27 protein-coding genes are annotated in these 25,910 nt (G+C 66.7%); 15 read left to right on the forward strand and 12 right to left on the reverse strand.

Annotated elements, in window-relative coordinates; translation table 11 throughout:
• Positions 1-15: 15 nt before the first annotated feature.
• Both ACIQCN_RS13635 and ACIQCN_RS13640 read right to left on the reverse strand, forming a co-directional pair.
• Positions 16-417: an HAAS signaling domain-containing protein gene (locus ACIQCN_RS13635; protein WP_400611359.1), complete on the reverse strand. Its 402-nt coding sequence runs from the start codon at positions 415-417 to the stop codon at positions 16-18.
• A gap of 4 nt (positions 418-421) precedes the next feature.
• Positions 422-766, reverse strand: coding sequence for a PadR family transcriptional regulator (locus tag ACIQCN_RS13640; RefSeq protein ID WP_400611360.1), 345 nt, complete (start codon positions 764-766; stop codon positions 422-424).
• 134 nt (positions 767-900) lie between these two features.
• On the opposite strand from ACIQCN_RS13640, the gene ACIQCN_RS13645 reads away from it, so the two are divergent.
• On the forward strand, positions 901-1,686 hold the full coding sequence (locus ACIQCN_RS13645) for a histidine phosphatase family protein (protein WP_400604828.1): 786 nt from the start codon (positions 901-903) through the stop codon (positions 1,684-1,686).
• Complete coding sequence (locus ACIQCN_RS13650; protein WP_400611361.1) at positions 1,670-2,662, forward strand: NAD(P)H-hydrate dehydratase; 993 nt, start codon at positions 1,670-1,672, stop codon at positions 2,660-2,662. The genes ACIQCN_RS13645 and ACIQCN_RS13650 overlap by 17 nt, the downstream gene beginning before the upstream one ends.
• Positions 2,663-2,871: 209 nt before the next feature.
• Here the strand turns inward: ACIQCN_RS13650 and ACIQCN_RS13655 are convergent, their stop codons facing one another.
• On the reverse strand, positions 2,872-3,294 hold the full coding sequence (locus ACIQCN_RS13655; protein WP_400604830.1) for an Hsp20/alpha crystallin family protein: 423 nt from the start codon (positions 3,292-3,294) through the stop codon (positions 2,872-2,874).
• A 640-nt stretch (positions 3,295-3,934) separates the two neighbouring features.
• On the opposite strand from ACIQCN_RS13655, the gene ACIQCN_RS13660 reads away from it, so the two are divergent.
• Together ACIQCN_RS13660 and ACIQCN_RS13665 are read left to right on the forward strand one after the other, a co-directional pair.
• Positions 3,935-6,160 (forward strand): S9 family peptidase, encoded by a 2,226-nt coding sequence (locus ACIQCN_RS13660; RefSeq protein ID WP_400611362.1) that lies wholly within the window; start codon positions 3,935-3,937, stop codon positions 6,158-6,160.
• A gap of 166 nt (positions 6,161-6,326) precedes the next feature.
• Positions 6,327-7,520, forward strand: coding sequence for an NAD(P)/FAD-dependent oxidoreductase (locus ACIQCN_RS13665; protein WP_400611363.1), 1,194 nt, complete (start codon positions 6,327-6,329; stop codon positions 7,518-7,520).
• A gap of 54 nt (positions 7,521-7,574) precedes the next feature.
• Here ACIQCN_RS13665 and ACIQCN_RS13670 read toward each other — a convergent pair whose 3' ends face one another.
• The gene (locus ACIQCN_RS13670; protein WP_400611364.1) at positions 7,575-8,741 is read right to left on the reverse strand and encodes an acetate kinase; all 1,167 of its coding nucleotides are present in this window, start codon (positions 8,739-8,741) and stop codon (positions 7,575-7,577) included.
• Positions 8,742-8,973: 232 nt separating this feature from the next.
• On the opposite strand from ACIQCN_RS13670, the gene ACIQCN_RS13675 reads away from it, so the two are divergent.
• The gene (locus tag ACIQCN_RS13675) at positions 8,974-9,300 is read left to right on the forward strand and encodes a hypothetical protein (RefSeq protein WP_400604836.1); all 327 of its coding nucleotides are present in this window, start codon (positions 8,974-8,976) and stop codon (positions 9,298-9,300) included.
• Positions 9,301-9,336: 36 nt separating this feature from the next.
• On the opposite strand, the gene pta is transcribed toward ACIQCN_RS13675, so the two are convergent.
• A complete protein-coding gene (pta, locus tag ACIQCN_RS13680) occupies positions 9,337-11,400 on the reverse strand; it encodes a phosphate acetyltransferase (RefSeq protein WP_400604837.1) in 2,064 nt (687 codons plus the stop codon).
• 232 nt (positions 11,401-11,632) lie between these two features.
• On the opposite strand from pta, the gene ACIQCN_RS13685 reads away from it, so the two are divergent.
• From ACIQCN_RS13685 to ACIQCN_RS13705, 5 genes are all read left to right on the forward strand, one after another.
• Positions 11,633-12,115: a hotdog fold thioesterase gene (locus ACIQCN_RS13685; protein WP_400611365.1), complete on the forward strand. Its 483-nt coding sequence runs from the start codon at positions 11,633-11,635 to the stop codon at positions 12,113-12,115.
• A gap of 7 nt (positions 12,116-12,122) precedes the next feature.
• Positions 12,123-13,502, forward strand: coding sequence for an AMP-binding protein (locus ACIQCN_RS13690; protein WP_400611366.1), 1,380 nt, complete (start codon positions 12,123-12,125; stop codon positions 13,500-13,502).
• A 27-nt stretch (positions 13,503-13,529) separates the two neighbouring features.
• Positions 13,530-14,159, forward strand: coding sequence for a TetR/AcrR family transcriptional regulator (locus tag ACIQCN_RS13695; RefSeq protein ID WP_400611367.1), 630 nt, complete (start codon positions 13,530-13,532; stop codon positions 14,157-14,159).
• Between the two features lie 157 nt (positions 14,160-14,316).
• Positions 14,317-15,342, forward strand: a complete 1,026-nt coding sequence (locus ACIQCN_RS13700; RefSeq protein ID WP_400605443.1) for a S1C family serine protease — start codon at positions 14,317-14,319, stop codon at positions 15,340-15,342.
• A gap of 12 nt (positions 15,343-15,354) precedes the next feature.
• On the forward strand, positions 15,355-15,660 hold the full coding sequence (locus ACIQCN_RS13705) for a hypothetical protein (RefSeq protein ID WP_400604844.1): 306 nt from the start codon (positions 15,355-15,357) through the stop codon (positions 15,658-15,660).
• Positions 15,661-15,807: 147 nt separating this feature from the next.
• Here ACIQCN_RS13705 and paaZ read toward each other — a convergent pair whose 3' ends face one another.
• A complete protein-coding gene (gene paaZ / locus ACIQCN_RS13710; RefSeq protein WP_400611368.1) occupies positions 15,808-17,919 on the reverse strand; it encodes a phenylacetic acid degradation bifunctional protein PaaZ in 2,112 nt (703 codons plus the stop codon).
• A gap of 149 nt (positions 17,920-18,068) precedes the next feature.
• Between paaZ and ACIQCN_RS13715 the strand changes: the two genes are divergently transcribed.
• The 3 genes from ACIQCN_RS13715 to ACIQCN_RS13725 all read left to right on the forward strand — a co-directional run bounded on the left by ACIQCN_RS13715 (position 18,069) and on the right by ACIQCN_RS13725 (position 19,790).
• Complete coding sequence (locus ACIQCN_RS13715; protein ID WP_400604847.1) at positions 18,069-18,500, forward strand: PaaI family thioesterase; 432 nt, start codon at positions 18,069-18,071, stop codon at positions 18,498-18,500.
• Between the two features lie 101 nt (positions 18,501-18,601).
• Positions 18,602-19,483 carry an SGNH/GDSL hydrolase family protein gene (locus tag ACIQCN_RS13720; protein WP_400611369.1) on the forward strand — a complete coding sequence of 294 codons (882 nt, stop codon included), beginning with the start codon at positions 18,602-18,604 and terminating at the stop codon, positions 19,481-19,483.
• Between the two features lie 73 nt (positions 19,484-19,556).
• On the forward strand, positions 19,557-19,790 hold the full coding sequence (locus ACIQCN_RS13725) for a DUF6480 family protein (RefSeq protein WP_400604851.1): 234 nt from the start codon (positions 19,557-19,559) through the stop codon (positions 19,788-19,790).
• Here the strand turns inward: ACIQCN_RS13725 and ACIQCN_RS13730 are convergent.
• The 4 genes from ACIQCN_RS13730 to ACIQCN_RS13745 all read right to left on the reverse strand — a co-directional run bounded on the left by ACIQCN_RS13730 (position 19,787) and on the right by ACIQCN_RS13745 (position 23,259).
• Entirely contained in the window at positions 19,787-20,668 is an 882-nt protein-coding gene (locus tag ACIQCN_RS13730) for a 3-hydroxyacyl-CoA dehydrogenase family protein (protein ID WP_400611370.1), read from the reverse strand. The two genes, ACIQCN_RS13725 and ACIQCN_RS13730, sit on opposite strands and share 4 nt — an antisense overlap.
• Positions 20,665-21,447, reverse strand: coding sequence for an enoyl-CoA hydratase/isomerase family protein (locus ACIQCN_RS13735; RefSeq protein WP_400611371.1), 783 nt, complete (start codon positions 21,445-21,447; stop codon positions 20,665-20,667). Before ACIQCN_RS13735 ends, ACIQCN_RS13730 begins: the two co-directional genes overlap by 4 nt.
• Positions 21,447-22,673 carry a thiolase family protein gene (locus tag ACIQCN_RS13740; RefSeq protein WP_400611372.1) on the reverse strand — a complete coding sequence of 409 codons (1,227 nt, stop codon included), beginning with the start codon at positions 22,671-22,673 and terminating at the stop codon, positions 21,447-21,449. The genes ACIQCN_RS13735 and ACIQCN_RS13740 overlap by 1 nt, the downstream gene beginning before the upstream one ends.
• A 127-nt stretch (positions 22,674-22,800) precedes the next feature.
• On the reverse strand, positions 22,801-23,259 hold the full coding sequence (locus ACIQCN_RS13745) for an SRPBCC family protein (protein WP_400611373.1): 459 nt from the start codon (positions 23,257-23,259) through the stop codon (positions 22,801-22,803).
• Between the two features lie 110 nt (positions 23,260-23,369).
• On the opposite strand from ACIQCN_RS13745, the gene ACIQCN_RS13750 reads away from it, so the two are divergent.
• Complete coding sequence (locus tag ACIQCN_RS13750; protein WP_400604860.1) at positions 23,370-23,546, forward strand: CsbD family protein; 177 nt, start codon at positions 23,370-23,372, stop codon at positions 23,544-23,546.
• Positions 23,547-23,989: 443 nt separating this feature from the next.
• Here the strand turns inward: ACIQCN_RS13750 and ACIQCN_RS13755 are convergent, their stop codons facing one another.
• A complete protein-coding gene (locus ACIQCN_RS13755) occupies positions 23,990-24,301 on the reverse strand; it encodes a hypothetical protein (RefSeq protein ID WP_400611374.1) in 312 nt (103 codons plus the stop codon).
• Positions 24,298-24,636: a hypothetical protein gene (locus ACIQCN_RS13760; protein ID WP_400611375.1), complete on the reverse strand. Its 339-nt coding sequence runs from the start codon at positions 24,634-24,636 to the stop codon at positions 24,298-24,300. Before ACIQCN_RS13760 ends, ACIQCN_RS13755 begins: the two co-directional genes overlap by 4 nt.
• A gap of 400 nt (positions 24,637-25,036) precedes the next feature.
• On the opposite strand from ACIQCN_RS13760, the gene ACIQCN_RS13765 reads away from it, so the two are divergent.
• Positions 25,037-25,885 (forward strand): hypothetical protein, encoded by an 849-nt coding sequence (locus ACIQCN_RS13765; protein ID WP_400611376.1) that lies wholly within the window; start codon positions 25,037-25,039, stop codon positions 25,883-25,885.
• Positions 25,886-25,910: the final 25 nt, after the last annotated feature.

A 25,910-nucleotide genomic window follows, 5' to 3' on the forward strand; every position in this document is an offset into this window, starting at 1 on the left:
TAGCGGTTGTCCGAATCAGTAGCGGTTGGCCTCCCGAAGGTCCGGAAGACGTCTGTCCAAGTGCTGCCCGGTCACGATCAGGGCAGCCGTGACCGCCACCACCACGCCAAAATAGGCGAGCGTTCCGGAGATGCCGAAGCTGATGCCGAAGGCCCCCCGGAGGACCAGGTAGGCAGCGAGTGTCACGATGACGACAAGTCCGGCCAGTGTTCCCACCCGCGCACCTCTGGACGTGGTTGTTCCTTCAGGGAACGAGGCCGCGTAGTCACGCGGCTGCCCGAAGGCCGCCTCAGCGCTCTCGCCGCTCTCGGCTATATAGCTGCGGACTTCCTGAAGCGTGCTGTGGACCATCTCCTCGCTCTGTTTCCGCTGCCGCAGTTCGTAGGCAAGGGTCTTCAGGTATTCGTCTACAGGCACTTGTTCAGCCTTTCTTCGCTTGGAGAAAGTGGTCGATGAGTGCGGCGAAGTCCCTCCAGTCCGCACCTGCTTCGGTGAGCCTCTGGCGGCCTGCCGATGTCAGGTAGTAGAACTTCTTGCCCGGACCCGAGCTGCCTTCGCGCCACTCGGAAGTTATGGAGCCATCCGTTTCGAGCCGGTTCAGGGCCGGGTAGACGGTTCCGCCGCTAAGACCGTCAAAACCGGCGGCCTTCAGCGCGTGGATAATCTGGTAACCATAGGCTTCGCTGTTGTCGGCGATGACCTGGAGGATGCAGATGGGCAGCACCGCCCGCACCCAGTCGCTCGGCCATCGCTTCTCCGCAGTCATGACTAGATAGTGTCACGAACTAGATAGTGATGCAACGTATCCCGCGTGATGCACCGCCGTCGGACGTTATTTTTGCCACACCGTGGGTAAGGCCGCTGATAGTGTTCCTGCATTCGGCACCGAACGCGGACGGGGTGATTTTCTTGAACGACGACGGATTGACGGAGGCCGTACAGGAGGCCGGGGCGGTGGAGCTGCTCCTGGTCCGGCACGGCGAGAGCGAGGGCAACGTTGCCGCCACGGAGGCGCGGCTGGCGGGGGCCGAGGTCATCGACGTACCTGCCCGGGACGCGGACGTGAATCTGTCCGGGACCGGGCAGGAACAGGCCAAGGCGCTGGGGACGGCGCTGGCCCGGATCGCGGAGGAGTTCCGCGCCGATGCCGTGGTGTCCTCCCCTTACGCGCGCGCCCGTCAGACGGCGGAAATCGCCGTGGAGACGGCAGGCTGGCCGGTGAAAGTAGTCACCGACGAACGGCTCCGGGACCGGGAGCTCGGCATCCTGGACCGGCTCACCCGGCTAGGCGTGGAGAACCGCTTCCCGGAAGAGGCCGAGCGTCGGCTCTGGCTGGGGAAACTGTACTACCGGCCGCCCGGCGGGGAATCGTGGGCCGATGTGGCGCTGCGGCTTCGGTCGGTCCTGGCCGAGCTGAACAACCTGGGCACCGGCCACCGCGTCATGCTGGTGTGCCATGACGCCGTGATCATGCTGTTCCGCTACGTCATGGAGGGGCTCTCGGAGCAGGAACTGCTTGACCTTGCCGCAAGCACGTCCGTCCTCAATGCCTCCATCACCCGTTACGTCCGCCCGTCCGGCGCGGGTCCGTGGACGCTGGAGAGCTTCAACGTGGCGGACCATCTGACGGAGCAGGGCGTCGAGGTCACCGAGCACGCCGGGGACGCAAGTGTCCACCCCCGGTAATTACGACGGCGGCGCCGCGGGTCCAGGAGCGCAGCCCGCCTTGGTCACCCCCTCCTTCCTCCGCGACTGGCCGTTGCCTGCCGCCGGCGAAGACAAGTATTCCCGCGGCTCGGTGCTGGTGGTGGGAGGGGCGCGGGCCACTCCCGGCGCGGCGTTGCTGGCCGGGACTGCGGCCCTCCGGGCAGGGGCCGGAAAACTTACGCTCGCCGTAGCCGAGTCCGCCGCCGTCCAGGTTGGGGTGGCACTGCCGGAGTGCGGCTCGATCGGGCTGCCCGAAAACTCCGGCGGGTCCGTACTTGCCAGCGGGCTGGAGCGGATCGCCACCTACCTGGACCGGGCCGACGCCATCCTGGTGGGCCCCGGGCTGGACGATTTGGACCTCGCCGAGGAGCTGCTGGGCGCGCTGCTGGCTCGGGAAGCGGCAGCGCGGGCGGACGCTGCCCGGGAGGACGCGGACGGTGACGCCGGCCGGGAAGGCGGTCCCGCCGTCGTTCTCGATGCCTACGCTTTGGGCGCCCTGGTGCGGCTGGAAACCAAGCTGGACCCGTGGCGCGGGCGGTTGATCCTCACTCCTAATCCCAACGAGGCCGCGCTCCTGCTGGGCCGCGATGCGGGCGATCTTCACGCGGACGGCCTTGAGGCAGCCGTGTCCGAGGTGGCTGCCCGGTATGACGCCGTGGTCAGCTGCCAGGGGGTGATCGCGCAGCCGCCGGCACACGGCCCTGGTGAACCGGACCTGTGGAAGATCACCACCGGATACGGGGGACTGGGGACGTCCGGCAGCGGTGACGTGCTGGCCGGGGCGGTCGCGGGGCTGCGGGCACGCGGGACCACCGGTCCGCAGGCAGCCTGCTGGGGTACTCACATGCACGCCGCGGCGGCCGACCGGCTGGCCAGCAGGATGGGACCGCTCGGCTTCCTTGCCCGCGAACTTGCCGACGAGCTCCCGGCGCTGATGCTGGAACTCGGCTCCTGACCCAACGCGGGGTCCCGGGTCCCGGGCGCAAAAGCCACCAGGCATGGGATGGCCCCCGGCCGGAACCGGGGGCCACCTTGCGGGAAGGCCGTGCATACGCTGCCGGTGCGCTGTCTGGCGCTGTGGCGTGCACAGAATGGCGAATCGCCCCAAAAGGCAGCCAACAGAAGGAGCGCGGCCTCCCGGTCCTATGAAATTGTCCTGCGGGACTATGCGGCGATCTCTTGCTTCGACCCCCTGGTTTCGATCTCGATCTTGCGCGGCTGCGCCTTTTCGGCGACGGGGATCCGCAAGGTGAGGACGCCGCCGTCGTAACTGGCCCTGATGTTTTCCGTGTCGAGGGTGTCTCCGAGAATCAGTTGGCGGCTGAACACGCCGCGCGGCCGCTCGGAGGCGATCAACTCGGTGTCCTTGCCGGCCGGTTCAGGGCGTTCAGCCCGCACCGTCAGGACGTTCCGTTCCACATCCAGGTCCACGGAATCCACCGCTACGCCAGGCAGGTCAAAGGCAACGACGAATTCCTTGTCCTCCCGCCACGCGTCCATGGGCATCGCAGCCGGACGCGCTGCCGTACCGAGGACCTGCTGGGCCAGCCTGTCCAGCTCGCGGAACGGATCGGTTCGCATCAACATGGCTTCCCTCCTCGAAAGAGACGGTTCCATATCAGCCGATCTGTGTTGACTGATATAGATTTTTTAGCACCGGCGCGGGAGGTCTTCAAGCGGTTCGGAACAGATTTTTTGAAAGTTTTTCGAGCGTTCGAACCGCGCAGACAGGGCCCCTTCCCGTGGGGAAGGGACCCTGCCAGGTGGTCTTCGGTTAGCTTCTGGTCGGGTCCGGGCGGAGCGGCGCCGGGCCCGGATCCGGTACCGGCAGCGGCCCGGGCGGTTCGGGGGTGGGGAAGGGACCGGGCGCCGGCGGTCCGGGAGGATGGGGCTGGGTGGGGTCAGGTGATGTCGGTTCCGGACCCGGCTCCGGCGGGAACGGCTCGGGTTCGTGCACTGGCGGGATGGTCATGGAACTTCCCCTCTCACGCTGGGCGGATGTGCCTCAAATGACCAGAATACGCCCGCGACCTGGGCGCCGATAGGGCGGCGTCCCGATGCTCGATCAAGTGAGAGAGCGTCAGCGGGAAAACCGCATTAAGTGAGAGAGCGTCGGTGAAGGGGGCCGGCGAGGGGAGCGGGGAAGGTGGCCGGCAGCGGGCCAGGCGGGTTTGCCCGGTAGCGAACGGGCCGCAGGATTGTCCGAGGGGGTCTATATATTGAAGGCATGACCTCCACTCCCCTGCAGGATCCCGCCAGCACTGCCCCCGCCACGGCCGCCTCACCGCCCGTCGCCAAGCGGATTCCCATGGAGCGGACGCATCACGGAGACACTTTCGTGGACAACTACGAGTGGCTGCGGGACAAGGAATCCGCCGAGGTCGTAGCGCACCTGAAGGCCGAGAACGCCTACCAGGAGGCGGTCACGGCACACCAGGAACCGCTGCGCGAGGCGATCTTCCAGGAGATCAAGGGCCGGACGCAGGAAACCGACCTGTCTGTCCCGCACCGGAAGGACGGCTGGTGGTATTTCAGCCGCTCGGTGGAAGGCAAGGAGTACGGCATCCAGTGCCGCGTCCGCGCCAGCGATACCGAGGACAAGATTGCCGACTGGACCCCGCCTGCGGTTGAGCCGGGAATCGGGATTCCCGGCGAGGAAGTCCTGCTGGACGGCAACGTGGAGGCGGAAGGCAAGCCCTTCTTCTCCGTGGGCGGCTCGGCCGTGACTGTCGACGGCAACCTTTACGCCTACGCCGTGGACAACTCCGGCGACGAGCGGTTCACCCTCCGCATCAAGGACCTCCGCACCGGCGAACTTCTGCCGGACGTCATCGAGAACATCTTCTACGGGGTGGCATTCTCCCCCGACGGCACGCGCATTTTCTACACCGTGGTGGACGATTCCTGGCGCCCCTACCAGGTGAAGGCGCACATCCTGGGCACGCCCGTCGCCGACGACGTAGTCATCTACCAGGAGGACGACGCCGCCATGTGGCTGGGCTTCGAGCTCTCCGCAGACCGGCGTTACCTGGTGCTGGGGATCGGCTGCTCCGAGTACAGCGAGACACGCCTGCTCCGGTTCGATGACCCCTCCGGGACAGTCCGGGCCGTCATCCCGCGCAGCGAGCGAGTCCTCTACGAGGCCGAGCCCTTCCTGCTGGATGGTGCAGAGCGCATCCTTCTGACGCATAACCGCGGCGCCGTGAACTCCATGGTCTCGCTGGTTGACCCGGCCGAGCTCGAAAAGCCGCTGGCGGAGCAGAGGTGGCAGACCGTCGTCGGACATTCCGAGGAGGTCCGCGTCAACGGCGCCGGCGTCACCGCCACCCACCTGATCGTGTCCATCCGCAAGGACACCATTGAGCGCGTCCAGGTGATGGGGCTGGCCGGGCTGGGGACGCCGGCGCAGGAAGCGCCCGTGGAACCGGCGTTCGATGAGGAGCTCTACACTGCCGGAGTGGGCGGGTCAGACTATGACGCCCCGGTGATCCGGCTGGGCTACACGTCCTATTTCACCCCGTCGCGCGTCTACGATTTCGTGCTGCCCACCGCGGAACGGCCCGCCGGTGAGCTGCTGCTGCGCAAGGAAAGCCCGGTGCTGGGCGGATATGACGCCGCCGACTACGTGGCCACCCGGGAATGGGCGACGGCGGCGGACGGCACGCGCATCCCGCTTTCCGTTCTGCGGCACAAGAGTGTGCGGCAGGATTCGACGGCGGCGGGCCTGGTCTACGGCTACGGCTCATACGAGATGAGTATGGACCCGGGGTTCGGCATTGCACGGCTGTCGTTGCTGGACCGGGGCGTGGTGTTTGTCATTGCGCATGTGCGCGGCGGCGGTGAGCTGGGCCGGAAGTGGTACGACAACGGCAAGAAGCTGGCCAAGAAGAACACCTTCACCGACTTCATCGACGCCACAGGCTGGCTGGCCGCGTCCGGCTGGGTGGACCCGGCCCGGATCGCGGCGCTGGGCGGATCGGCCGGCGGCCTGCTGATGGGCGCGGTGGCCAACCTTGCCCCGGAGAAGTACGCGGCCATCGTGGCGCAGGTGCCGTTCGTGGACCCGCTGACCAGCATCCTGGACCCGGACCTGCCGCTGTCCGCGCTGGAGTGGGAGGAATGGGGCAACCCCATCACAGACCCGGACGTGTACGGCTACATGAAGTCCTACTCGCCCTATGAGAATGTCCGGGCGGCCGCTTACCCCAAAATCGCTGCCGTCACGTCGTTCAATGACACCCGCGTGCTGTACGTGGAGCCGGCCAAGTGGGTGCAGGAACTGCGGAGCAAGACCACCGGGACCGAGCCGGTCGTCATGAAGATCGAGATGGACGGCGGGCATGGCGGCGCGTCAGGACGGTACGTGCAATGGCGGGAGCGGGCCTGGGACTACGCATTCATCGCCGATGCCCTGGGCGCGACCGAACTGCTGCCGGGCGCCGGGCTGAAGTAAGCCCCTCCCAGTCGAGCGTACGACGGCGGCCGCCGCCCGCCGTCGTACACTCAACTCCCGAGGGGGTGCCGCAGCGGTTCCGCCACATGCTCACCCTGCTTACCATGTAGGGGTGTCCGCGATCCGTTCCGGGCCGGACCGCACGAACCCTGGGCGAAGGAGTGGCATGAAAAGCTTCGAAGTGGTGGTCATCGGCGGCGGCAACGCGGGCGTGTCGCTGGCGGCCCGGTTGGAGCGGTACGGCGTCAAGGACGTGGCCCTCATCGAGCCGAAGAACCACCACCTCTATCAGCCGCTGTTTTCGCATATCGCCGGCGGGCGGGCGTCTGCCAAGGAAGCGGTCCGGACACAGGAGTCGGTGACGCCCAGGGGTGTCACCTGGATCCGGGACAGCGCCGTGGATGTGGACGCCAACGCCAACACTGTCACGCTGGAGTCCGGGTCAACAGTGGCCTACGGGCAGCTGGTGGTGTGCCCCGGCCTGCAGTACGACTGGGACGCCGTTCCCGGCCTCGCCGAGGCCGTGCACTCGCCCCATGGCGCGTCGCACTACGAATTCGAGCTCGCTCCCAAGGCCTGGACCCTCCTCAGCGGGCTGACCTCCGGCACCGCCGTGTTCACCATGCCGGCGGGGCCCATCAAGTGCGGCGGCGCCAGCCAGAAGCCCATGTACCTCGCCTGCGACTACTGGCGCGAACAGGGCGTCCTGGACCAGATCCGCGTGGTGATGGTCCAGCCCTACCCCACCGTGTTCGGCGTGCCGGAGGTGGACCGGGAACTGGACCGGAAGATCGCGGAGTACGGCATCGAGCTGCGCACGAACGGCGAACTCGTGGCCGTGGACCCCTCTGCTCAGACGGCCACCATCCGCAATGTCGAGACCGGGGATGAGGAACAGCTCCACTACGACGTCCTCAATGGCGTACCGCCGCAGTCGGCGCCGGACTGGCTGAAGGCCACGGATCTGCCGGCTGCCGGGGACAAGGGCGGCTTCGTGGAGGTGGACCGGCAGACGCTGCGGCATCTCCGGTACCCAAACGTCTGGTCCCTGGGCGACGCCGCGGGCACCACCAACTCCAAGTCCGGCGGCGCCCTGCGCAAGCAGACCAAGGTGCTGGCAAGGAACCTGGTGGCCGCACGGCAGGGCAAGCGCCTCCCCGCCAAGTACAACGGCTACTCCGTGTGCCCGTTTACCGTCTCGCGCGACACCGTGGTCTTCGCCGAATTCGACGACCGCTACCGCCCCATGCCCACCATCCCCCGCGTGCCCACATGGAACGAGAGCCGGCTCTCATGGGTGGTGGACCGGGACATCTTCCCGAAGATCTACTGGAACCTCATCCTCAAGGGCCGCGCCTAGGCCTATCCCGGTCGGCTGCTCCGATAATGCCGTTTTGCGCCGCCGGAACGGCATCTACGGAGCAGTCGATGAAGAGACGACGGCGGCCGTCGCCTCCGCGATGGCGCGTTCCTCATCCGTGGGCACCACCAGGACGGGCAGGCCGGACTGCGGCGTGGAAATGACGCGTGGTTCCTTGGACCGCTGAAGGTTCAGGCCGCCGTCGAGCTCTACACCCAGGGCACCCAGCCGGTCCGCAACGAGCGCGCGGAACTGGTGCGAGTTCTCGCCAATGCCGGCGGTGAACACCAGCGCCTTCGCCCCTCCCACTGCCACGTGGTATCCGCCGATGTACTTGGCCAGGCGGTAGGACGTGACGGCGAGGGCCATCGCGGCGCGGCCGTCACCTGACTCCGCGGCCTCCACCACGGAGCGCATGTCGTTGTTGCCGGCCAGGCCCTTGAGCCCGGACCCGCGGTTGAGCATGGTGTCCAGGTCCTCGGGCGTCCATCCGGCCCGGCCCAGGAACACGAGGATCGAGGGGTCCAGGTCGCCGGAGCGCGTGCCCATCACCAGGCCTTCCAGGGGCGTGAAGCCCATCGACGTATCCACCGACCGGCCGCCCTGGATCGCCGTGACCGAGGCGCCGTTCCCCAAGTGGGCGATAACGCCGTCGAACTCCTCCGCCGGGATGTCCAGCAGCGCGGCCGCCTGCCGGGTGACGTACTCGTGCGAGGTGCCGTGGAAGCCATAGCGCCGGATGCCGTGGTTCGTGTACAGCTCGTCCGGGATGGCGTAGCGCCAGGCGTGCTCGGGGATGCTGCGGTGAAAGGCGGTATCGAAGACGGCCACCTGCGGCATGTCCGGCCACTTCCTGCTGATGGCGCGGATGCCCAGGACGTTGGCCGGGTTGTGCAGCGGCGCCAGCGGGTTAAGCCGTTCGATGGCGCGGGTGATCTCGTTGTCGATCAGCACGGGTTCGGCGAACCGCTCGCCGCCGTGCACCACCCGGTGGCCCACCGCGCCAAGCTCCAGGTCGCCCAGCTCGCTGTGGATGGCGGCGTCCACCTGCTCCAGGGCCTCGGCGTGGTCACGCGGACCCTCGATCTCGCCGTCCCCGCCGCCGCCGTTGCCCATCCCGATCTTCTCGATCAGCCCCTCGGTCAGGACGGATCCTGCGGCGACATCGCGCACCTGGTACTTGAGCGAGGACGAGCCGGAGTTGATGACGAGCACGAGCATGAAGGGCCTCCTGAGCCTGAGCTTCCGCGGTTCAGTTCCACACTATCTGTTGCCCCCTCCGCGAGATGGCAGTTAACGGCAATACTCGAGCCCGGGACTGCCGTTAACTGCCATCTCGCGAGGTTTGGGACGGGGCGGGCGGGGTTTGAGTGGGGCGGGCGGGTCCTTGCGGATCCCCCGGCGCTGTGCCTACAGTCAGCGGACAGGCCGGACCACGCCGAGAGGACATCGCATGACCAACGAGCCCACGCCCGCCGAGGACAACGACCCCACCAATACCGGATCCAGCAGCACCGCGCCGCTGCCCGAGGGCGCAAGCGGAACGCACGACGGCGGCGCTGGCGCCGGCCCTGGCGGCTCCGGCACCAAGGATCCCACCGGCGTCGAGGGTGCGAACCCGGCGCTCGACGACACCGGAGCGCTCAAGGCCAACGAAACCGGCGAGGCCCCCCAGGCCCCGGAAAACACTGAGGGCCTGGACCTCAGCCCCCAGGGCCTGTCCGATGAGCCCGCCAAAGAGGAAGACCCGGAGAGCCTGGCCAAACCGGACAACAGCTAACGAACGCAACGCGGGATCAGGAGGCCGGCGCCGGGGCTAAGCCTGGGCCTGGATGGCCGTGATGGCTACCGTGTTTACGATGTCCTCCACGGTGCAGCCCCGGGACAGGTCGTTCACGGGCTTCCGGAGCCCCTGCAGGACCGGCCCGACGGCGACCGCACCGGAGCTTTGCTGGACGGCCTTGTACGTGTTGTTGCCGGTGTTCAGGTCGGGAAAAATGAACACGGTCGCCTGCCCTGCCACGGACGAGCCCGGCATCTTGGACTCCGCGATGGACGCGTCCACGGCGGCGTCGTACTGGATGGGGCCTTCGACGGCGAGGTCGGGGCGCCGCTGCCGGACCAGGTCCGTGGCCTGCCGCACCTGGTCCACAGCCTCACCGGAACCGGAGCCCCCGGTGGAATAGGACAGCATGGCCACGCGCGGCTCCACGCCGAACTGTGCCGCTGTCTCGGCCGAGGCCAGCGCGATGTCCGCGAGCTGCTCCACGTTCGGGTCCGGGTTCACGGCACAGTCGCCATACACCAGCACCCGGTCCGGCATGAGCATCAGGAACACCGAGGAAACGATCTTTACGCCCTCGCGCGTCTTCACGAACTCCAGCGCCGGGCGGATGGTGTGCGCGGTGGTGTGCGCGGCGCCGGAGACCATCCCGTCCACGACGCCCAGCTGGACCATCATGGTGCCGAAGTAGCTGACGTCCTGCATGATTTCCAACGCCTTGGGCAGGTCCACGCCCTTGTGCGCCCTCAGCTCCGCGTACTTCTCAGCGAACTTCTGGCGCAGCTCCGAGGTGGCCGGGTCCACGACGCTGATCCCGGTCAGGTCGATGCCGCTGGAGGAGGCCAGTTCGCGCACCTCGGGTTCCGGGCCCAGGACTGTAAGGTCACATACGTCGCGGCGGTGCAGGATTTCGGCGGCGCGCAGGATCCGGACGTCCGTCCCTTCGGGCAGGACTACGTGGCGGCGCTGCGCCCGGGCCCGCTCGATCAGGTCGTGCAGGAACCGAAGGGGTGTCATGCGTTCGGCCCGCGGCAGGTGCAGCCGCTCCACCAGCTCGGCCTCGTCTACGCTCCGCGACCACAAACCCAGCGCGGAGGCCACCTTGCGGCGGTGCCCGGACCAGATTTCGCTGCGGACCTCAGAGATGCGCTTTGCTGTGCCATAGGTGTCCTCGGCGGAGGCAAAAACGGGGAATGGCGCCTGTGCAAGCAGTGGGTAGATGTTGGCATCCGGGGCCAGGCCGCCGGTCAGGACGAGCCCGGACGGCACCGGAAATTCGGGCGAGAACGACGAGGCCAGGCAGGCGACCATTACGTCCGCCCGGTCCCCGGGAACGATCACCAGCGCGCCTTCGTCCAGCACGTTGAGGAAGTTGCCCACATTCATGGCCGCCACCTTGACGTCCTTCACGTCCCGCTCCATGTCTGCCCGGCCGGCGATCTGCCGCACGCCAAGCGCCGCGGCCACCTCACCCGTGGTGGGCCGGGCGATGTCCTCCAGTTCGGGGAAAACGTAGACGGGACGTCCGGAGGCGCCGGGCTTCACGGCGGCGGCGATAGCACCGACGTCGTCCGGGTTCGCGCGGTTGACCATGATGGCCAGCAGCGAGCATTTCTCCGCGGAGAGCTCCTTGCGGGCCACCTCGACGGCGGCGGTGGCCTCCTCGACGGTCCTCCCCTTCGCTCCGACAACGGCCACCACGGAGGCGGCAAGGTTGTTGGCGAGCCTGGCGTTCAGGTCGAATTCGACGGCGGCATCCTGGCCGGTCAGGTCCGTGCCCTCCACGATTACCACGTCGCAGTGGCGGGAGATTTCGGCGAAGATTTCCACGCAGCGGGCGTCGATCTCGGCCCGGTTGCCTTCGGCCAGCAGCTCGCGGACCTGCTGGAACGTCAGGCCGCCGCGGCAGCGCTGGTCATCGAGTTCGAAGCGGCTCTTCATCAGCGCCACCATCGGATCGTCCCCTGGCCCCTGGACCACTGGCTTGAAGAATCCAATCCGGTCCGCATGCCGGTGGAGGGTGTCCGCCAGGCCCAAAGCCACAAGTGACTTGCCCGATCCGGGTGTGGTTGCACTGACGTAGATCCCCTTGGCCATGGTCCGCCCTTAGGTAGTGGTGATGCAGGTCCACCCCAGTCTTTCACCTCCCCTCCGCGAGTTGGCACTTCGCAGCGGTGTTGACACCCCGGACTGCCGTTAAGTGCCATCTCGCGGAGGGGCTGCAGGCAAGGGAAACGAAGGGCCCCGGCGCCGGACAACCCTTGACACCGACCCCCTGCATGGGATTACCTAATGAACATTCGGTAAATAAAGCTGGAGGCAATGACGCATGGCTGGAACAACCCTCTCGGGCCCACCCCACCAAATCCTGGAGAACGACTACGCCTCCGAGTGGATGGGCATCGACGTCATCGCGCTCAGCGACGGGCACGCCACCATCCGGATGACCCTCCGGCAGGAAATGCTCAACGGCTTCGGCATTGCCCACGGCGGAATGATCTTCGCCTTCGGCGACACGGCCTTCGCACTCGCGTGCAACCCCGCCGCCCCGGCACCCGGAGAAGAAAACAGCATCACCGTGGCATCCGGCGTCGACATCAACTTCCTCAAGCCCGCCTTCCGCGGCCAGGTGCTCACGGCAGTGGCGGACCGCCGCTCCAGCGCCGGCCGCAGCGGGCTCTACGACATCCAGATATTCGCCGCCGACGCCGGTACGCCGGCTTCCGGCTCCCCCGCAGACTCCTCCCTGCCCCAGTACGGCCAACTCATCGCCGAGTTCCGCGGGCGCAGCCGCACCATCTCCAAGAAGTAGGAAAACCATGTCCCTCCATGCCCCTGAAACCCCCGCCGCCACCGCCGCTTCAGCCGATATCACAGGCTCGGACGCCGTCCTGGACCGCGAGGAGACCATCTCCCGCGACGAGCTCGAAGCGCTCCAGCTGAGCCGGCTGCAGCATACCGTTCAGTACGCCTACGACCGCGTCCCCCTGTACAAGCGCAAGTTCGACGACGCCGGCATCCACCCGCGCGACCTCCGGGAACTCAGCGACCTGGGCAACTTTCCCTTCACCACCAAGGAGGACCTGCGGGAGGAATACCCGTTCGGCATGTTCGCCGTCCCGCAGGCTGAAGTAGCCCGCGTCCAGGCAAGCTCCGGCACCACGGGCAGGCCCACCGTCGTCGGCTACACGAAAAAGGACCTGGCTGACTGGGCCAAGCTCGTGGCCCGCTCACTCCGCGCCTCCGGTGTGCGGCCCGGCATGAAGGTCCACAACGCCTACGGCTACGGCCTGTTCACCGGCGGCCTGGGCGCGCACGCCGGCGCCGAGGCGCTGGGCTGCACCGTCATCCCGATGTCCGGCGGCCAGACCGAACGCCAGATCCAGCTCATCCAGGACTTCCGGCCGGATGCCATCCTGGCCACCCCCACCTACCTGCTGACCATCGCCGACGCCATGGCGCACATGGGCATCGATCCCCGGTCCACGTCCCTGAAATTCGCGGTCCTGGGCGCCGAGCCGTGGACCGAGGAGATGCGGCATGAACTCGAGGTCACCATGGACATCAAGGCCTGCGACATCTACGGCCTGTCCGAAGTCATGGGCCCGGGCGTCGCCGGCGAAGCGGTGGAAACCCAGGATGGAAGCCACATCTGGGAGGACCATTTCCGCCCCGAGATTATTGACGCTTACAACCCCGCGGTGGGCAAGGAAAACGTCCTGCGCGACGGCGAACACGGCGAACTCGTCTTCACCTCGCTCACCAAGGAAGCGCTACCCATCATCCGCTACCGCACCAAGGACCTCACCCGCCTGCTCCCCGGCACCGCCCGCCCCGCGCACCGCCGCATGGGCCGCATCACCGGCCGCAGCGATGACATGATCATTCTCCGCGGCGTGAACCTCTTCCCGTCCCAGATCGAGGAGATCGCCCTGCGCATCCCCGACCTGAGCCCCCACTTCCAGCTCGAACTCACCCGCCCCGAAGGCCAGCGGATGGACCAGCTGACCGTGCGGATCGAGCGGCGGGACGCCGTCACCCCCGAGCAATGCGCGACGGCGGCGCGTGCCTTGAAGGAGCAGATCAAGATCCACGTGGGTTCTTCGTGCGCCGTGGATGTGGTGGACCCGGGATCGCTTGAGCGCTCAAACGGCAAGCTGCGCCGCATCTACGACCTGCGCCCCAAGGGACAAGGCTGACCGACCGTTCGTGAGAAACTAGCCTCTATGCCCAGCACAGCAAGCACCACAGCAGCCGCCACCCCTTCGGGAACCAAGCGCGGCCGGCCGGGCTACGACCAGCAGTCGGTGCTGCGCATTGCGGTGGACGTCTTCAACCGGCATGGTTACGACGCAACCTCCATGGGCATCCTGGCGGAAAACCTGGGCATCTCCAAGTCAGCGATCTACCATCACGTGCCGTCCAAGGGCGACCTCCTCAAGCTTGCCCTGGACCACGCGCTGGGCGGGCTGGAGGCCATCCTGGAGCAGCCGCAGGCCACATCCGGCGCGGCGGATGCCCGGCTGGAATTCGTGCTGCGGCAGACGGTGGCGGTGCTGGTGGACCGGCTGCCGTTCGTCACGCTGCTGCTGCGCCTGCGAGGCAACACGGAGATCGAGCGGGACGCGCTGGCCCGCCGCCGCCTGTTCGACCACAAGGTGGCCGCGCTCATTTCCGCTGCCCGGGACGAGGGCTCACTGCGCCAGGACATCGATCCGCGCACGGTCACCCGGCTTCTGTTCGGCATGATCAACTCCATCGTGGAGTGGTACAGGCCGGGCGGGTCGCTCTCGCCGGAGAAACTGGCGGACGACGTCATCACCATGGCCTTTGACGGGCTGCACGGCCACCAGTAGAACGGCGCGTACGTCGGTTCAACCAAGGATACTAAGCGTACTTGGTATCGACGCGCCCGACGGTTACGGTGGTAGCAAGACCAGCATCCGCAGGGAGGTTTGCCCCGTGAAGCCAGCCGCAGCTCAGCCCCTCCGGCGCCCGGCTGCCGCCGCCGCCATGGCAAGCGCCGCCGTCGTACTTTCCGCCTGCACCGGTTCCCTGCCTCCCACGCCAGAGGGACCAGCGAGTACGACGGCGGTTGCCCCGCCGAGTGCCGCGCCGGAGCCGGCCGCGGCGGGCAGCCTTCCGGAATTGGTGGAGAACCTGTCGCCGTCCGTGGTCACGATTTTTACCCGGGGCGGCCTGGGCAGCGGGGTGGTGTACTCCGAAGACGGCCTGATCCTCACCAACGAGCATGTGGTGCGCGGCGCCGCCGAGGTTGAAGTGGGGTTCGCGGACGGACAGCGGGTGAGCGGCACGGTCAAGGCGACGGATGCGGTCACCGACCTCGCGCTGATCCAGGCCGACCGTACCGGCCTGCCCAAGCCCGTGTACCAGACCACGCTCCCCAAGGTGGGCGAGGACGCCCTGGTGCTGGGTTCCCCGCTGGGCTTCGAAAACACTGCCACGGCCGGGATCATCTCCGGGCTGCACCGCTCGATTCCCGGATCGGCATCCAACAGCCTGTCCCTGGTGGACCTGATCCAGACAGATGCACCCATCAGCCCCGGCAACTCGGGCGGCGCCGTGATCAACATGCGGGGCGAAATCATCGGCATCAGCGAGGCCTACATCCCGCCGTCAGCCGGCGCCGTGGCCCTGGGCTTCGCCATACCCGCCGCCACCGCGGTTGAGGTTGCCGAGGAGTTGCTGGAGGATGGCACAGCCGAGCACGCCTACCTGGGCCTGACCCCAGGTGAGCTCACGCCGCAGATCGCCAGCCAGTTGGGCATCCGGGCGGGCTCCGGCGTGCTGGTCCTGGCGGTCGACGGCGACGGGCCGGCCGGGCGCGCCGGGATCCGGCCGGGGGATGCGCTGGAGTCCATGGAAGGCGTCCAGCTGACGGCGCCGGAGAAGCTCTTGGCTGAACTTCGCGGCCGGAATCCCGGCGATACCGTAGGCTTCAAGATCAAACGCGGGGACCAAAGCCTGGATATCAAGGCGGACCTCGTGGAGCGGCCCACCAGTAGAACCACCCGATAGGAAGGTCAGAAAATGAGCCACCCCAAAGAAGAAGCGGACGCCGGTTTCATCGTCCCGGACCCGTCCAAGGTGCGGGACGACGTCCCGGGCGACGCCGGCGATGAGGCGAACGCGATCCGGTTCAGTGAAGAGCAGGCCCTGATCGAGGAACAGTCCCACGGCATCCGCCCGGACACCTACAGTGTTCCGTCCGGCGGCCCCACCATGGAGGAAGCCCGCGGCAACATGGACCTCTCGGACCAGAGCAGCACCGGTCACGGCACCGGCCCCGAGGACGACAGCAGCGACGACGGCCTGCACGCCGGCGCCGAGTCCTGATCCTCCCCGCCGGACGCTCTCTCACTTAATGCTGCAAAACGCCCAACGCTCTCTCACCAAGTGAGAGAGCGTTGGGCGTTAAGGCGCATTAAGTGAGAGAGCGTCGGGGGTTAGGGGCCCGCTTTCCGCGCCGCGATTTTTCGGCCGTTACTTTTCGACCAGCGTGAGGACGTCGTAGGTGGCCACAATCTCGTCATTCTGGTTGGTCAGGACGGCGTCCCAGGCGACCTCGCCGTACTCATCCGTTTCGCGCGGGGTGATCTTCTTGGCCGTGAGCGTCACCCGGATGGAATCCCCTGCCGCCACGGGGGTGATGAACCGCAGGTTTTCCAGCCCGTAGTTCGCCAGGACAGGGCCCGGAGCGGGCTCCACGAACAGCCCGGCGGCCCAGCTGAGGAGCAGGTAACCGTGGGCCACGATGCCCGGGAAGAAGGGGTTCGCTTCCGCCGCTTCCTGGTTGGTGTGGGCGTAGAACGTGTCGCCGGTCGAGTTGGCGAACGCGGTGATGTCCTCCAGGGTGACCTGGCGCAGCCCGGACCGGACGGCGTCGCCGATGCGGAGGGAGGAGAGCGGCTTCCGGAACGGGTGCGTCCCCTCGGTCTCCACGGTGAAGTTCCGGTCCGCCCCTGCGTGCCAGATGCCCGTGACTGCGGTGAGCATGTTGGGCGAACCCTGGATGGCGGTGCGCTGCATGTGGTGCATGACGGACCGGATACCGCCAAGCTCCTCGCCGCCCCCGGCGCGTCCCGGGCCGCCGTGGACCAGGTGCGGCACGGGCGAGCCGTGCCCGGTGGAGCTGCGGGCGTCCTCCCGGTTCAGCATCAGCACGCGGCCGTGGTGGGCAGCGATGCCGGTGACCAGTTCACGCGCGACTCCGCGATCATTGGTGCACACGGACGCCACCAGCGAGCCGCCGCCGCGGGCGGCAAGGCGGACGGCGTCGGAAATGTCCTTATAACCGATCACGGACGAGACCGGACCGAAGGCTTCCAGCGAGTGGATCGCCTCCGCCTCGGGATTCTGCCAGTTCAGCACCACCGGAGACATGAAGGCGCCCTCCTCCACTACCCCGGCGGTTCCGTCGGCAGAGGTGACCGACGGCGAATCGAGCGTTCCGTAGGCAAGCTCACCGCCGGCGTCGAGCATTGACTGGACGGCGGCGCGGACGTCCTGGAGCTGCTCCACGGAGGCGAGGGCACCCATGGTGACGCCTTCCGCGCGCGGGTCGCCGAGGATCACGCGCTCCTGGACGCGCTTGCCAATGGCGGCGGAGACGGCCGGAACCATCGCCTGGGGCACGATGGCGCGGCGGATGGCTGTGCACTTCTGCCCGGCCTTGACGGTCATTTCGGTGACCACGGACTTGACGAACGCGTCGAACTCGGGGGTGCCCTCCACGGCGTCCGGGCCGAGGATCGCGGCATTGAGGGAGTCGGTTTCAGAGGTGAACCGGACTCCGCCCTCCACCACGTTGCGGTGCGATTTCAGCGACTGCGCGGTGGACGCAGACCCCGTGAAGGCCACGAGGTCGCGGTAGTCCAGCACGTCCAGCAGCCCGCGGACGGAGCCGGAGACCAGCTGCAACGATCCCTTGGGCAGGATGTTGGATTCAATAATGGCCTTCACCACGGCGGCGGCAACGTAGCCGGTGGGGGTGGCCGGCTTGACGATGGTGGGGACGCCGGCGATGAAGGCGGGCGCCAGCTTTTCCAGCATGCCCCAGACGGGGAAGTTGAACGCGTTGATCTGCACGGCTACGCCGGGGATGCGCGTGTAGATGTGCTCACCGGCGAACGAGCCGTCCTTGGACAGGATCTCCATCGGGCCATCCACCACCACTTGGGCGTTGGGGAGCTCGCGGCGGCCCTTGGAGCCAAAGGTGAAGAGGACGCCGATGCCGCCGTCGATGTCGATCATGGAGTCGATTTTGGTGGCGCCGGTCTGCGCGGAGAAGGCATAGAAGTGCTCGCGGCGGGCATTGAGGTACTGCGCCAGTTCCTTGAGCTTGAGGGCGCGCTGGTGGAAGGTCAGCTTGCCGAGTTCGGCCTGGCCCACGGTGCGGCCGTACTCCACGACGGCGGCGAGGTCCAGGCCTTCCGTGCTCACCCTGGCCAGGAGCTCACCCGTGCTGGCATCCCGGACGGGGACAGCGGAAGCTGCAGAGCCGGCGTCGGGCGTCCACCAGCGGTCCTGGACGAAACTGGGGACGGTCTCGACGGTGTCGACCGTGGCCTGGGGAGCTGTGGCAGTGGTGGTCATCGTTGACTGGTCCTTCCAACATGGGGGCAGACGAAGACGGTCGATCATTACTGACCGGCCGTTCGGTAATATAACTACAGTACATGAATGCGCCGTGGTGCACACTAGGAATTTGCACGCCGGACGTTCCGCCACTGCCGAGGAGAACCATGACCGCCACGCCTGCCGACCGCTCCCCCACAGACACCGGGCTGTGGAAAATCACGCTCGGCGAGCTCGACGAGAAGATGGGCGTGAAGATCGTCGAGGAATCCGTCCAGCGCGTGGTGGCCACCATGCCCGTTGAGGGGAACCGGCAGTCATTCGGACTGCTGCACGGCGGGGCGTCCCTGGCCGTGGGCGAGGCGGTGGGCTCCTGGGCAGCAGTGATCCACGCCAGCACCATGGGCAAGACGGCGGTGGGTGTGGACGTTTCCGCCACGCACCACCGGTCCGCACGCGAGGGCCAGATCACCATCACCGCCACGCCTATCCACCTGGGCGGCACCCTCACCACCCACGAGGTACTCATCACCAACGACGCCGGCCAGCGCCTGTGCACCCTTCGCATCACCAACCTGCTCATGGAGCGGCGGAAGTAGGGGAAAATCGGGTACCTCGTACTCGTGACGGCCGGCCCGGGCAGGCGTAGCGTTCATCGGACACCCCCTTTTTTTGCTCTCACGCGTCAAAGGAGAACCTGATGGAAAATGCACGACGGCGGCACCCGGCTTTAGCGGCCTTCCTCGCCGCCCTGGCCCTGGCACTTGGTTTCACGGCCGTTCCGGCCGAGGCGGCGCCGCCGCCGAAGGATGTGGACTACGTGGCCGTCGGGGACTCCTATACAGCGGGGACCGGCGCCGCCGCCTTCGTCCCGACGCCGCCGTGCACGCAGACGGCCGGCGGGTACGTCGACCATGTCGACGCCGTGGTCCCGGTCTCCCTCGCCGGCACCGCGGCCTGCCACGGTGCCCTGCTCGTGGATTCGTCGATCGGCGTTACCAGCGTCCAGGCCCAGATCGGCGGCCTGATGGCGAGCGGCCGCCTCTCCAGGGACACCGAACTGGTCAGCATCACCGCCGGGGCCAACGATATCGGGGTCAGCGCCATCCTCTACACGTGCGCCACGTCCACCATCGAGGCGTGCACCGCTGCCAGTTCCGCCGCGGCAGCCGCCCTGCCGGCCGTTCACGCCAACCTGGTCCAGACCTTCGCCGCCATCCAGAGCTACGCACCGCGGGCAAGGATTGCTGTCCTGGGTTATCCGATGCTCTTTGACACGTCCGCTGTCCCGATCATCCCAACACCGGCCCAGGCCCTGGTCAACGGCGGAACGGCCGGGCTGAACCTGACCATCGCGTCTGCGGCGGCAACCGCCAAGAACCTGTTCGGAACGCAGGTCCAGTACGTCGATGTGACCGGCACGTTTGCCGGCCACGCGGTCAACTCAACCGATCCGTGGATCTTCCTCGACAGCGGAAACCTGTTCGATCCCCGGAATTTCCATCCGAACGCTGACGGGCACGACGCATACGCAGACGCTCTGCTGGCCTCAGTCAGCCTGAAGCAGCTGGCCCGGGCGTAGCCGGTCCTAGGAGGGAAGGCCATCCCCGGCTACGCTGGGCACAGCACCAGCAGCGCAAGCCAAGGGAGTTGAAATGTCAGGTACCAACCCGGATCCGGATGACGACAGGGTCACAGGCCTCGAACCCGGCGGCGGAGTGCCGCCGGGCGAAACTCCGCCGGGGGAAGGGTCAGTGACCGGCACGCAGGAGCCGCGCCAGCCCGGATCCGGGAAGGGCCAGCAAGTGTTCTGGCTCGCGGCCATCGGCGCGGGCGTGCTGTTGTTCCTGCTCTTCTTTATTGGCTACATCGTGGGGCTGTTTGGCTAGTTGCCCGCTGCCGGCCAGTCGAAGAATCCCTTGCCGGTCTTGCGCCCCAGCTCGCCGCGGGCCACCTTGTCGCGGAGGATCTGCGGCGGCGCGAACCGGTCGCCCAGGGTGGAGTGCAGGTATTCGGCGATGCCGAGCCGGACATCCAGCCCTACGATGTCGGTGGTCTTCAGCGGCCCGGTAGGGTGCTTATAGCCGAGCACCATGGCGTTATCGATGTCCTCGGCGGACGCCACGCCTTCCTCCACCATGCGCATGGCCTCCAGGGCGATGGCCACGCCAAGCCGGGAGGACGCAAAGCCGGGGGCATCATTGACGACGACGGCGGTCTTGCCGAGTGCCTCGACCCACCTCTTTGCCGCGGCAGCGAGTTCGGGAGACGTCCTCTCGCCCAGCACCACCTCGATGAGGGTGGACGCGGGGACGGGGTTGAAGAAGTGCAGGCCCAGGAAGTTCTGCGGCCGGGCCAGTTCGGCGGCCAGGCCGTTGACGGACAGCGACGAGGTGTTGGAGGCGAGGAACGCATCCGCGGCAAGGCGTTCCTCGATGCCGCGCAGCGATGCGACCTTCAGGTCCCAGTCCTCGGGAACGGCCTCGACCACCAGCTGCCGGTCCTTGAAGGCCTCATAGTCCACGCCGACCGTCAGCCGGGAGGCCATCTCGTCCAGGTTGGCGTCCGTGGCGCCCCGCTCAATGGACTTCGCCGCAGCGGACTCCACCCTCTCCCGCGCGGCTTCGGCCGACTGCTCGTCACGTTCCACCACCAGCACGTCCGCGCCCTTGATGAGGAACGCGTGGGCGATGCCGGCTCCCATCCGTCCGCCGCCCAGGACGCCGACGGCGCGGGGCAGCTCTGCGGGCAACTCGGAGTTGGTCACTGCTGGTCCTTCTTCTGTGATTTCCTGTCCAGGAACGCCTGCATGCGGTCGAACTTTGCCTGGGATTCAAAAAGGATCCCCTGGGCCAGCTGGTCGATCAGGGGGTGCGCCTCGGCCGGCGCGTGGAACACGGATTTGGTGATCCGCACGGCCAGCGGGTCCTGCCGGCCGATCCGGTCCGCCAAACTGTGTGCGGCGGCCATGAGCCCGTCAGCCTCGTGGATCTCCGTGATGAGGTTGACTGCCAGGGCTTCCTCCGCGCCGAGGATCCTGCCGGCCAGCAGGATCTGCTTGGCCACCGGCTCCCCCACGAGTTCCTTGAGCCGCCAGCTGGCGCCGGCGGCGGCCAGAATGCCCAGGCCGGTTTCGGGGTTGCCGATTTTGACCGAGGGCGTGCCGATCCGGAAGTCCGCGGCGTATGCCAGCTCGGCGCCGCCGCCCAGGCAGTAACCGTCCAGGGCAGCGATCACGGGCATGGGCAGCTTCGCTATCCGCACGAAGATGGTGGAGTTGATCCCCTGCAGGGCATCGTCACGCCGCCGCTCTCGCAGCTGGGCGATGTCCGCACCCGAGGCGAAGACACCTTCAACACCGGCGATGACCAGGACCTTCGGGTCCTGTTCCAGCGCTGCGCAGACGGTGTGGAGTTCATCGACCATCTGCTGGTCGATCGCGTTGCGCACCTGCGGCCGGTTAAGCAGCACCACCACCCGGTCCGGGCGCTCTTCGACCAGCAGCGCCTCAAATTTTTCAGCAGCGAGGTCCACGGCGCCGGCCATCAGACCTTCTCCAGCAGCATGGCCGTGCCCTGGCCAACACCGATGCACATGGTGGCAAGGCCGATCCGGGCGTCCTCGCGCTCCATCCGGCCCAGCAGCGTGATCGCGATCCTGGCCCCGCTGGAACCCAGCGGGTGCCCCAGGGCGATCGCGCCGCCGTCGTTATTCACGATCTCCGGATCCAGCCCCAGGCGCCGCATGCTCGCCAGCGACTGGGTGGCAAAAGCTTCATTAAGTTCGACGGCGGCAAGGTCACCCACGCCGTAGCCGCTCCGCTTGAGCACCTTCTGCGTCGCCGGGACCGGGCCGATGCCCATGATCTCGGGCTCGCAACCGGCCGAGGCACCGTCGATAATGCGCGCGCGCGGCACCAGGCCCAGGCGCTCGATGGCTGCTTCGGAGGCGACGATGATCGCTGAGGCGCCGTCGTTGAGGGTGGAGGAGTTGCCCGCGGTGACTACGGAGCCGCCCGGAATCACGGGGCGCAGCCCGGCGAGGACGTCCATCGTGGTGCCCTGGCGGGGACCTTCGTCGCTGTCCACCACGGTCTCGGACTTTCGGGTCTTAACCGTGACGGGGACGATTTCGTCCTTGAACCGGCCGGCTTCAATGGCGGCCAGCGCCCGCTCGTGGGAGCGGACGGCGAACGCGTCGGCGTCCTCGCGGGAGATGTTGTCCACACGGGCCACCTCCTCGGCGGTTTCCGGCATGGAGTATGTCATCTTGCCGTGGCGCGCGAGTTCGCCCTTCTGGAATTTCGGGTTGACGAAGCGCCACCCAATGGAGGTGTCAAAGATCTGGCCGGGCTTGGCAAACGCGGTGGCGGGCTTTTCCTGGACCCACGGCGCGCGGCTCATGGATTCGACGCCGCCTGCTATGACGATGTCCGCGGCTCCTGCCTTGATCATCTGGCTGGCCTGGATGATGGCGCTCAGGCCGGAGGCGCACAGCCGGTTCACGGTGATGCCGGGGATATGGAGGGGAAGTCCGGCCAGGAGGGTGGCCATGCGGGCGACATTGCGGTTTTCCTCGCCGGCACCGTTGGCGTTGCCCAAGATCACCTCCTCGATGCTGTCCGGATCCACGCCGGCCCGGGTTACGGCCTCGCGGACCACCAGGGCGGCGAGGTCATCGGGGCGGACGGACGAGAGCGCCCCGCCGTACCGGCCCACCGGCGTACGTACCCCGCCAACAAGGAAAGCCTGCGGCCCTGCGGTTGCAGCCATGGAAACACCCTTCACGCGATCAACAGCACTGTCTCGGCGGACGGTACCGCGGGCATGACCCACTTACCGACCGTTCGTTCTGTAAATAGTACACGGCCGCCCGCCCCAAGACACCCCTGTTGCGTTGTTAGCGGGACTCTGCCTTGGCCGCGATGTCCGCCATGTCCCTGGCCAGCGCCTTACGGGTCAGGGACATGCCCAACCCGCCGAAGAGTGCCATCAGGATCCGGCTGGCGGCCGTGGGCTTCATGACCTTCGCCGCGAACGTAAGCGTCAGGTCCGTCCCGCCGTCGCGCGGGGACAGATTGAAGCGGGTGGTGTAGTCGGCTCCGCCCTGCACGGCCTTGACCACCGTGCTTCGGCTGGGGTCTGCCGCGGCCACCCACATCTCCACCGTCTCGGAGCGGCCCATCATCTTTCGCGTTTCACGCCATCGCGTGCCCTCTCCGTAGGGGCCGTCGGTGAGCAGCTGCACCGACTCCACGCCACTGAGCGTGGCCGCCGAGCCTGGAATATCGGTGATCACCGCCCACACGCTCTCCGGCGTCGCCTGAATGTGCTGGGTGAGGGTGGTGGAATGTTCCATGGGCTTGAGCCTAGTCCGATTCCGCCCGCGGGGCTTGAAATAGTAAGCAAGCTTCGTGTTATGGTGAAACCGCATTGTTTGATCACCGGAAACGAAAGGAGGCCACCACAATGGGCCTCGGAGACAAGATCGGTAACGCAGCAGAAGACATGGGCGGCAAGGCCAAGGAAGCTGCAGGCAACGCAACAGACAATGACCGCCTGAGGGCAGAGGGCCAGGCCGACCAGGTCAAGGCCGACGCCAAGAAGGTCGGCGAAGACATCAAGGACGAGTTCAAGCGCGACTAGCCTCCCGCACGCGAACGGCGGCGGACCCCTTTTCGGGGTCCGCCGCCGTTCTTTTTCGCGCCGGACGCACTGCGGGCCCATTAGTTTCGTTCCTTCGAGCATCCGGACGCGGGCCGACCATGCTGCTCAGGCCTGCCAGGAAGGCCATCCGTTCATGTATATGTTTGCGGGGTCCTGGCAGGGGTGCCCCGGGAGCGTCGCAGAAGTTCAGCGGGCGCGCTCCTCGCCCGCTGCGTACACCTCTCTAAGCTTCGGCCGTCTCGACATGCGCCGAGACGACCCACAGGACCCTCGTGTCCCACCCGCGACGGATCGGGGCGCGTCCTGACCGCTTCGGGGCTCGGTGCTACGCACCGTGCCCTCCGCGGACCAGGACGACGCCCGTACCGTCTCGAAGCCCGCCGTGCGGGCCGGAGCGAACCCCGACCCGCACGGCACGGGGCCTAGAAGATGGGCGTCACGCGGGTCTGCGCGTCGTGCAGGGTCTTCTCCATGACGTCGAGGACGACGCTCAAGTGGGCGAGCGCCTCCCGCATCGCTTTGCACTCTCTTTCGAGGATCTCATAGGCCATCTTTGTCGGCAGCGGGCGGGCCAGCGGGCTCGGAGGCTCCCACTTGACGTCGCCCTCGACGGGCTCGGCCGGCGCTTCGATGAAGCCCTCGGTCACACCCGTGGTGAGCTTGACGTCGGACTCAGCGTGCATGCGGGCCCACGACTTCTCGGCCCACTTCGGGAGGCCCTTGGGCGGCCTCACGCGGCGGCCGCCAGGGAGATGGCGTCAGCGGCGAACCACAGGCCCGAAGCACCGCCGCCGATGGTCAGCCCGCTGAGGCGGACCGGGGTTTCAGCCTCGATCACGGGCTGCTGGGCCGAGGCCACGGTGACCTCGAATTCGCCGTAGGACAGGGAGACGACCCCGAGCCTCCACAGCAGGACGCCCTCGCGGTTGGCCTGCTGCTCGCGGTTGGAGGGGTCGAAGTTGTCCTTCTGGAACTTCCACTTCGGGGCCACGTAGCCCGTAGCGAAGAGGGACTTGAAAACGGACTCGCTGGAACCAGCGATCCGGAGGGCCTTGGCACGTGCTGCCATGATGACCTGCTTTCGGTTGATGTGATTGCTACGTGGAGATTCGGTGACGGGCATCCTGAGACTCCTCGAGCCAACCAAGACCACCCGCATCACCGGGCCTCCACTAGTTCTATGCGGGGACTTCGCTGACGGGCGTCAAGGGACTCCTTGAGCCAACCAAGACCACCGGGCGTCTGTCAGCAATCACAGTTCCACGGCAAATATCAACCTGAGCAGCACCGCCAGGGCATGAGCCTTTGTGACTCTCTCTGCCCATACGAGAAACGTTGCCTATTTCAAGTGAAGGGGGTCGGCTGCGCCGCGCCCCCAATCGCTCCAGGCCACTCGCAAGGGTTAACCAAAGTGCCGCGAGCCTGCGCGCCCTATTCCAGTAGCTGGATGAAACCGCGAACATTGATCCATGACCGAATCGACAAGCGTCAACAAAGCAGCCAGAAGACTCCGCGCAGCCCGAAACGTGTATCTCACTTCGCAGATTGCCACCCTTGATCTCGTTGAGCTTTCCGAAAGAGAAGCAACGCGCTTGGATCATGCAGCATACAGGGCCCGGCGATTAGCAGAACACTTGGGCGTGCCGACCCTGGCTGCAGACCAAGCGCACGATCTGTACGAGTCAATTAGGGCGATGAGCGAGGCGCTCGATTCGACCCGTGCCCGTAAAGCGGCGAGCGAATCAACCAGTGAGCCAGGCGAAAAATCAACTAGTGAAACTAATCCCCCGTGGACTGCGGAGACACAGCCAGATGACTACGCGGAAATGGCGAAATTTGCGGAGGTCGCGGCCGTAGCCGAGAGGTTGACGCTAGAAGCAGGACTGCCGGAATGGGCAGTATTTGTCGCATTTAGACGTGTAATTCGATTGGAGCGGGAGCGCTCAAGATCAGAATTCATGCTTGAATCTCTCTTCGTCTCCTCCGTCTCACAATTCGAAGCGTTCATATTACGAGTGATTTCAGCCAGCTTGTTATTCAATCCCCACCCTTTGAATGATTCCGATAGGAAATTTGAGTTCAAGGAAATCACCGCGTTACCAGACATAGAAAGTTTCGTGAAAAGCGCCGTAGATGCCTATGCGGATTCACTAATGAGAGAGTCAATGCAGAAATGGATGGCATTTCTGGCGCGAGCCACTCGCTCAGATACGACATGGATGTCGGAACTCCTCGAGGAGCCTATGATGGCTCTTCGGAATCAAGGGTGTAGCGAGGGTCTGAAACCTCCGGCCTCGAGCAGGCTCCTGGCTGTGTAGTTCGCGAGGTTGCGGAAGCCGAGCG

It is taken from the genome of Pseudarthrobacter sp. NPDC092424, assembly GCF_044754925.1.
Taxonomy (GTDB): domain Bacteria; phylum Actinomycetota; class Actinomycetes; order Actinomycetales; family Micrococcaceae; genus Arthrobacter.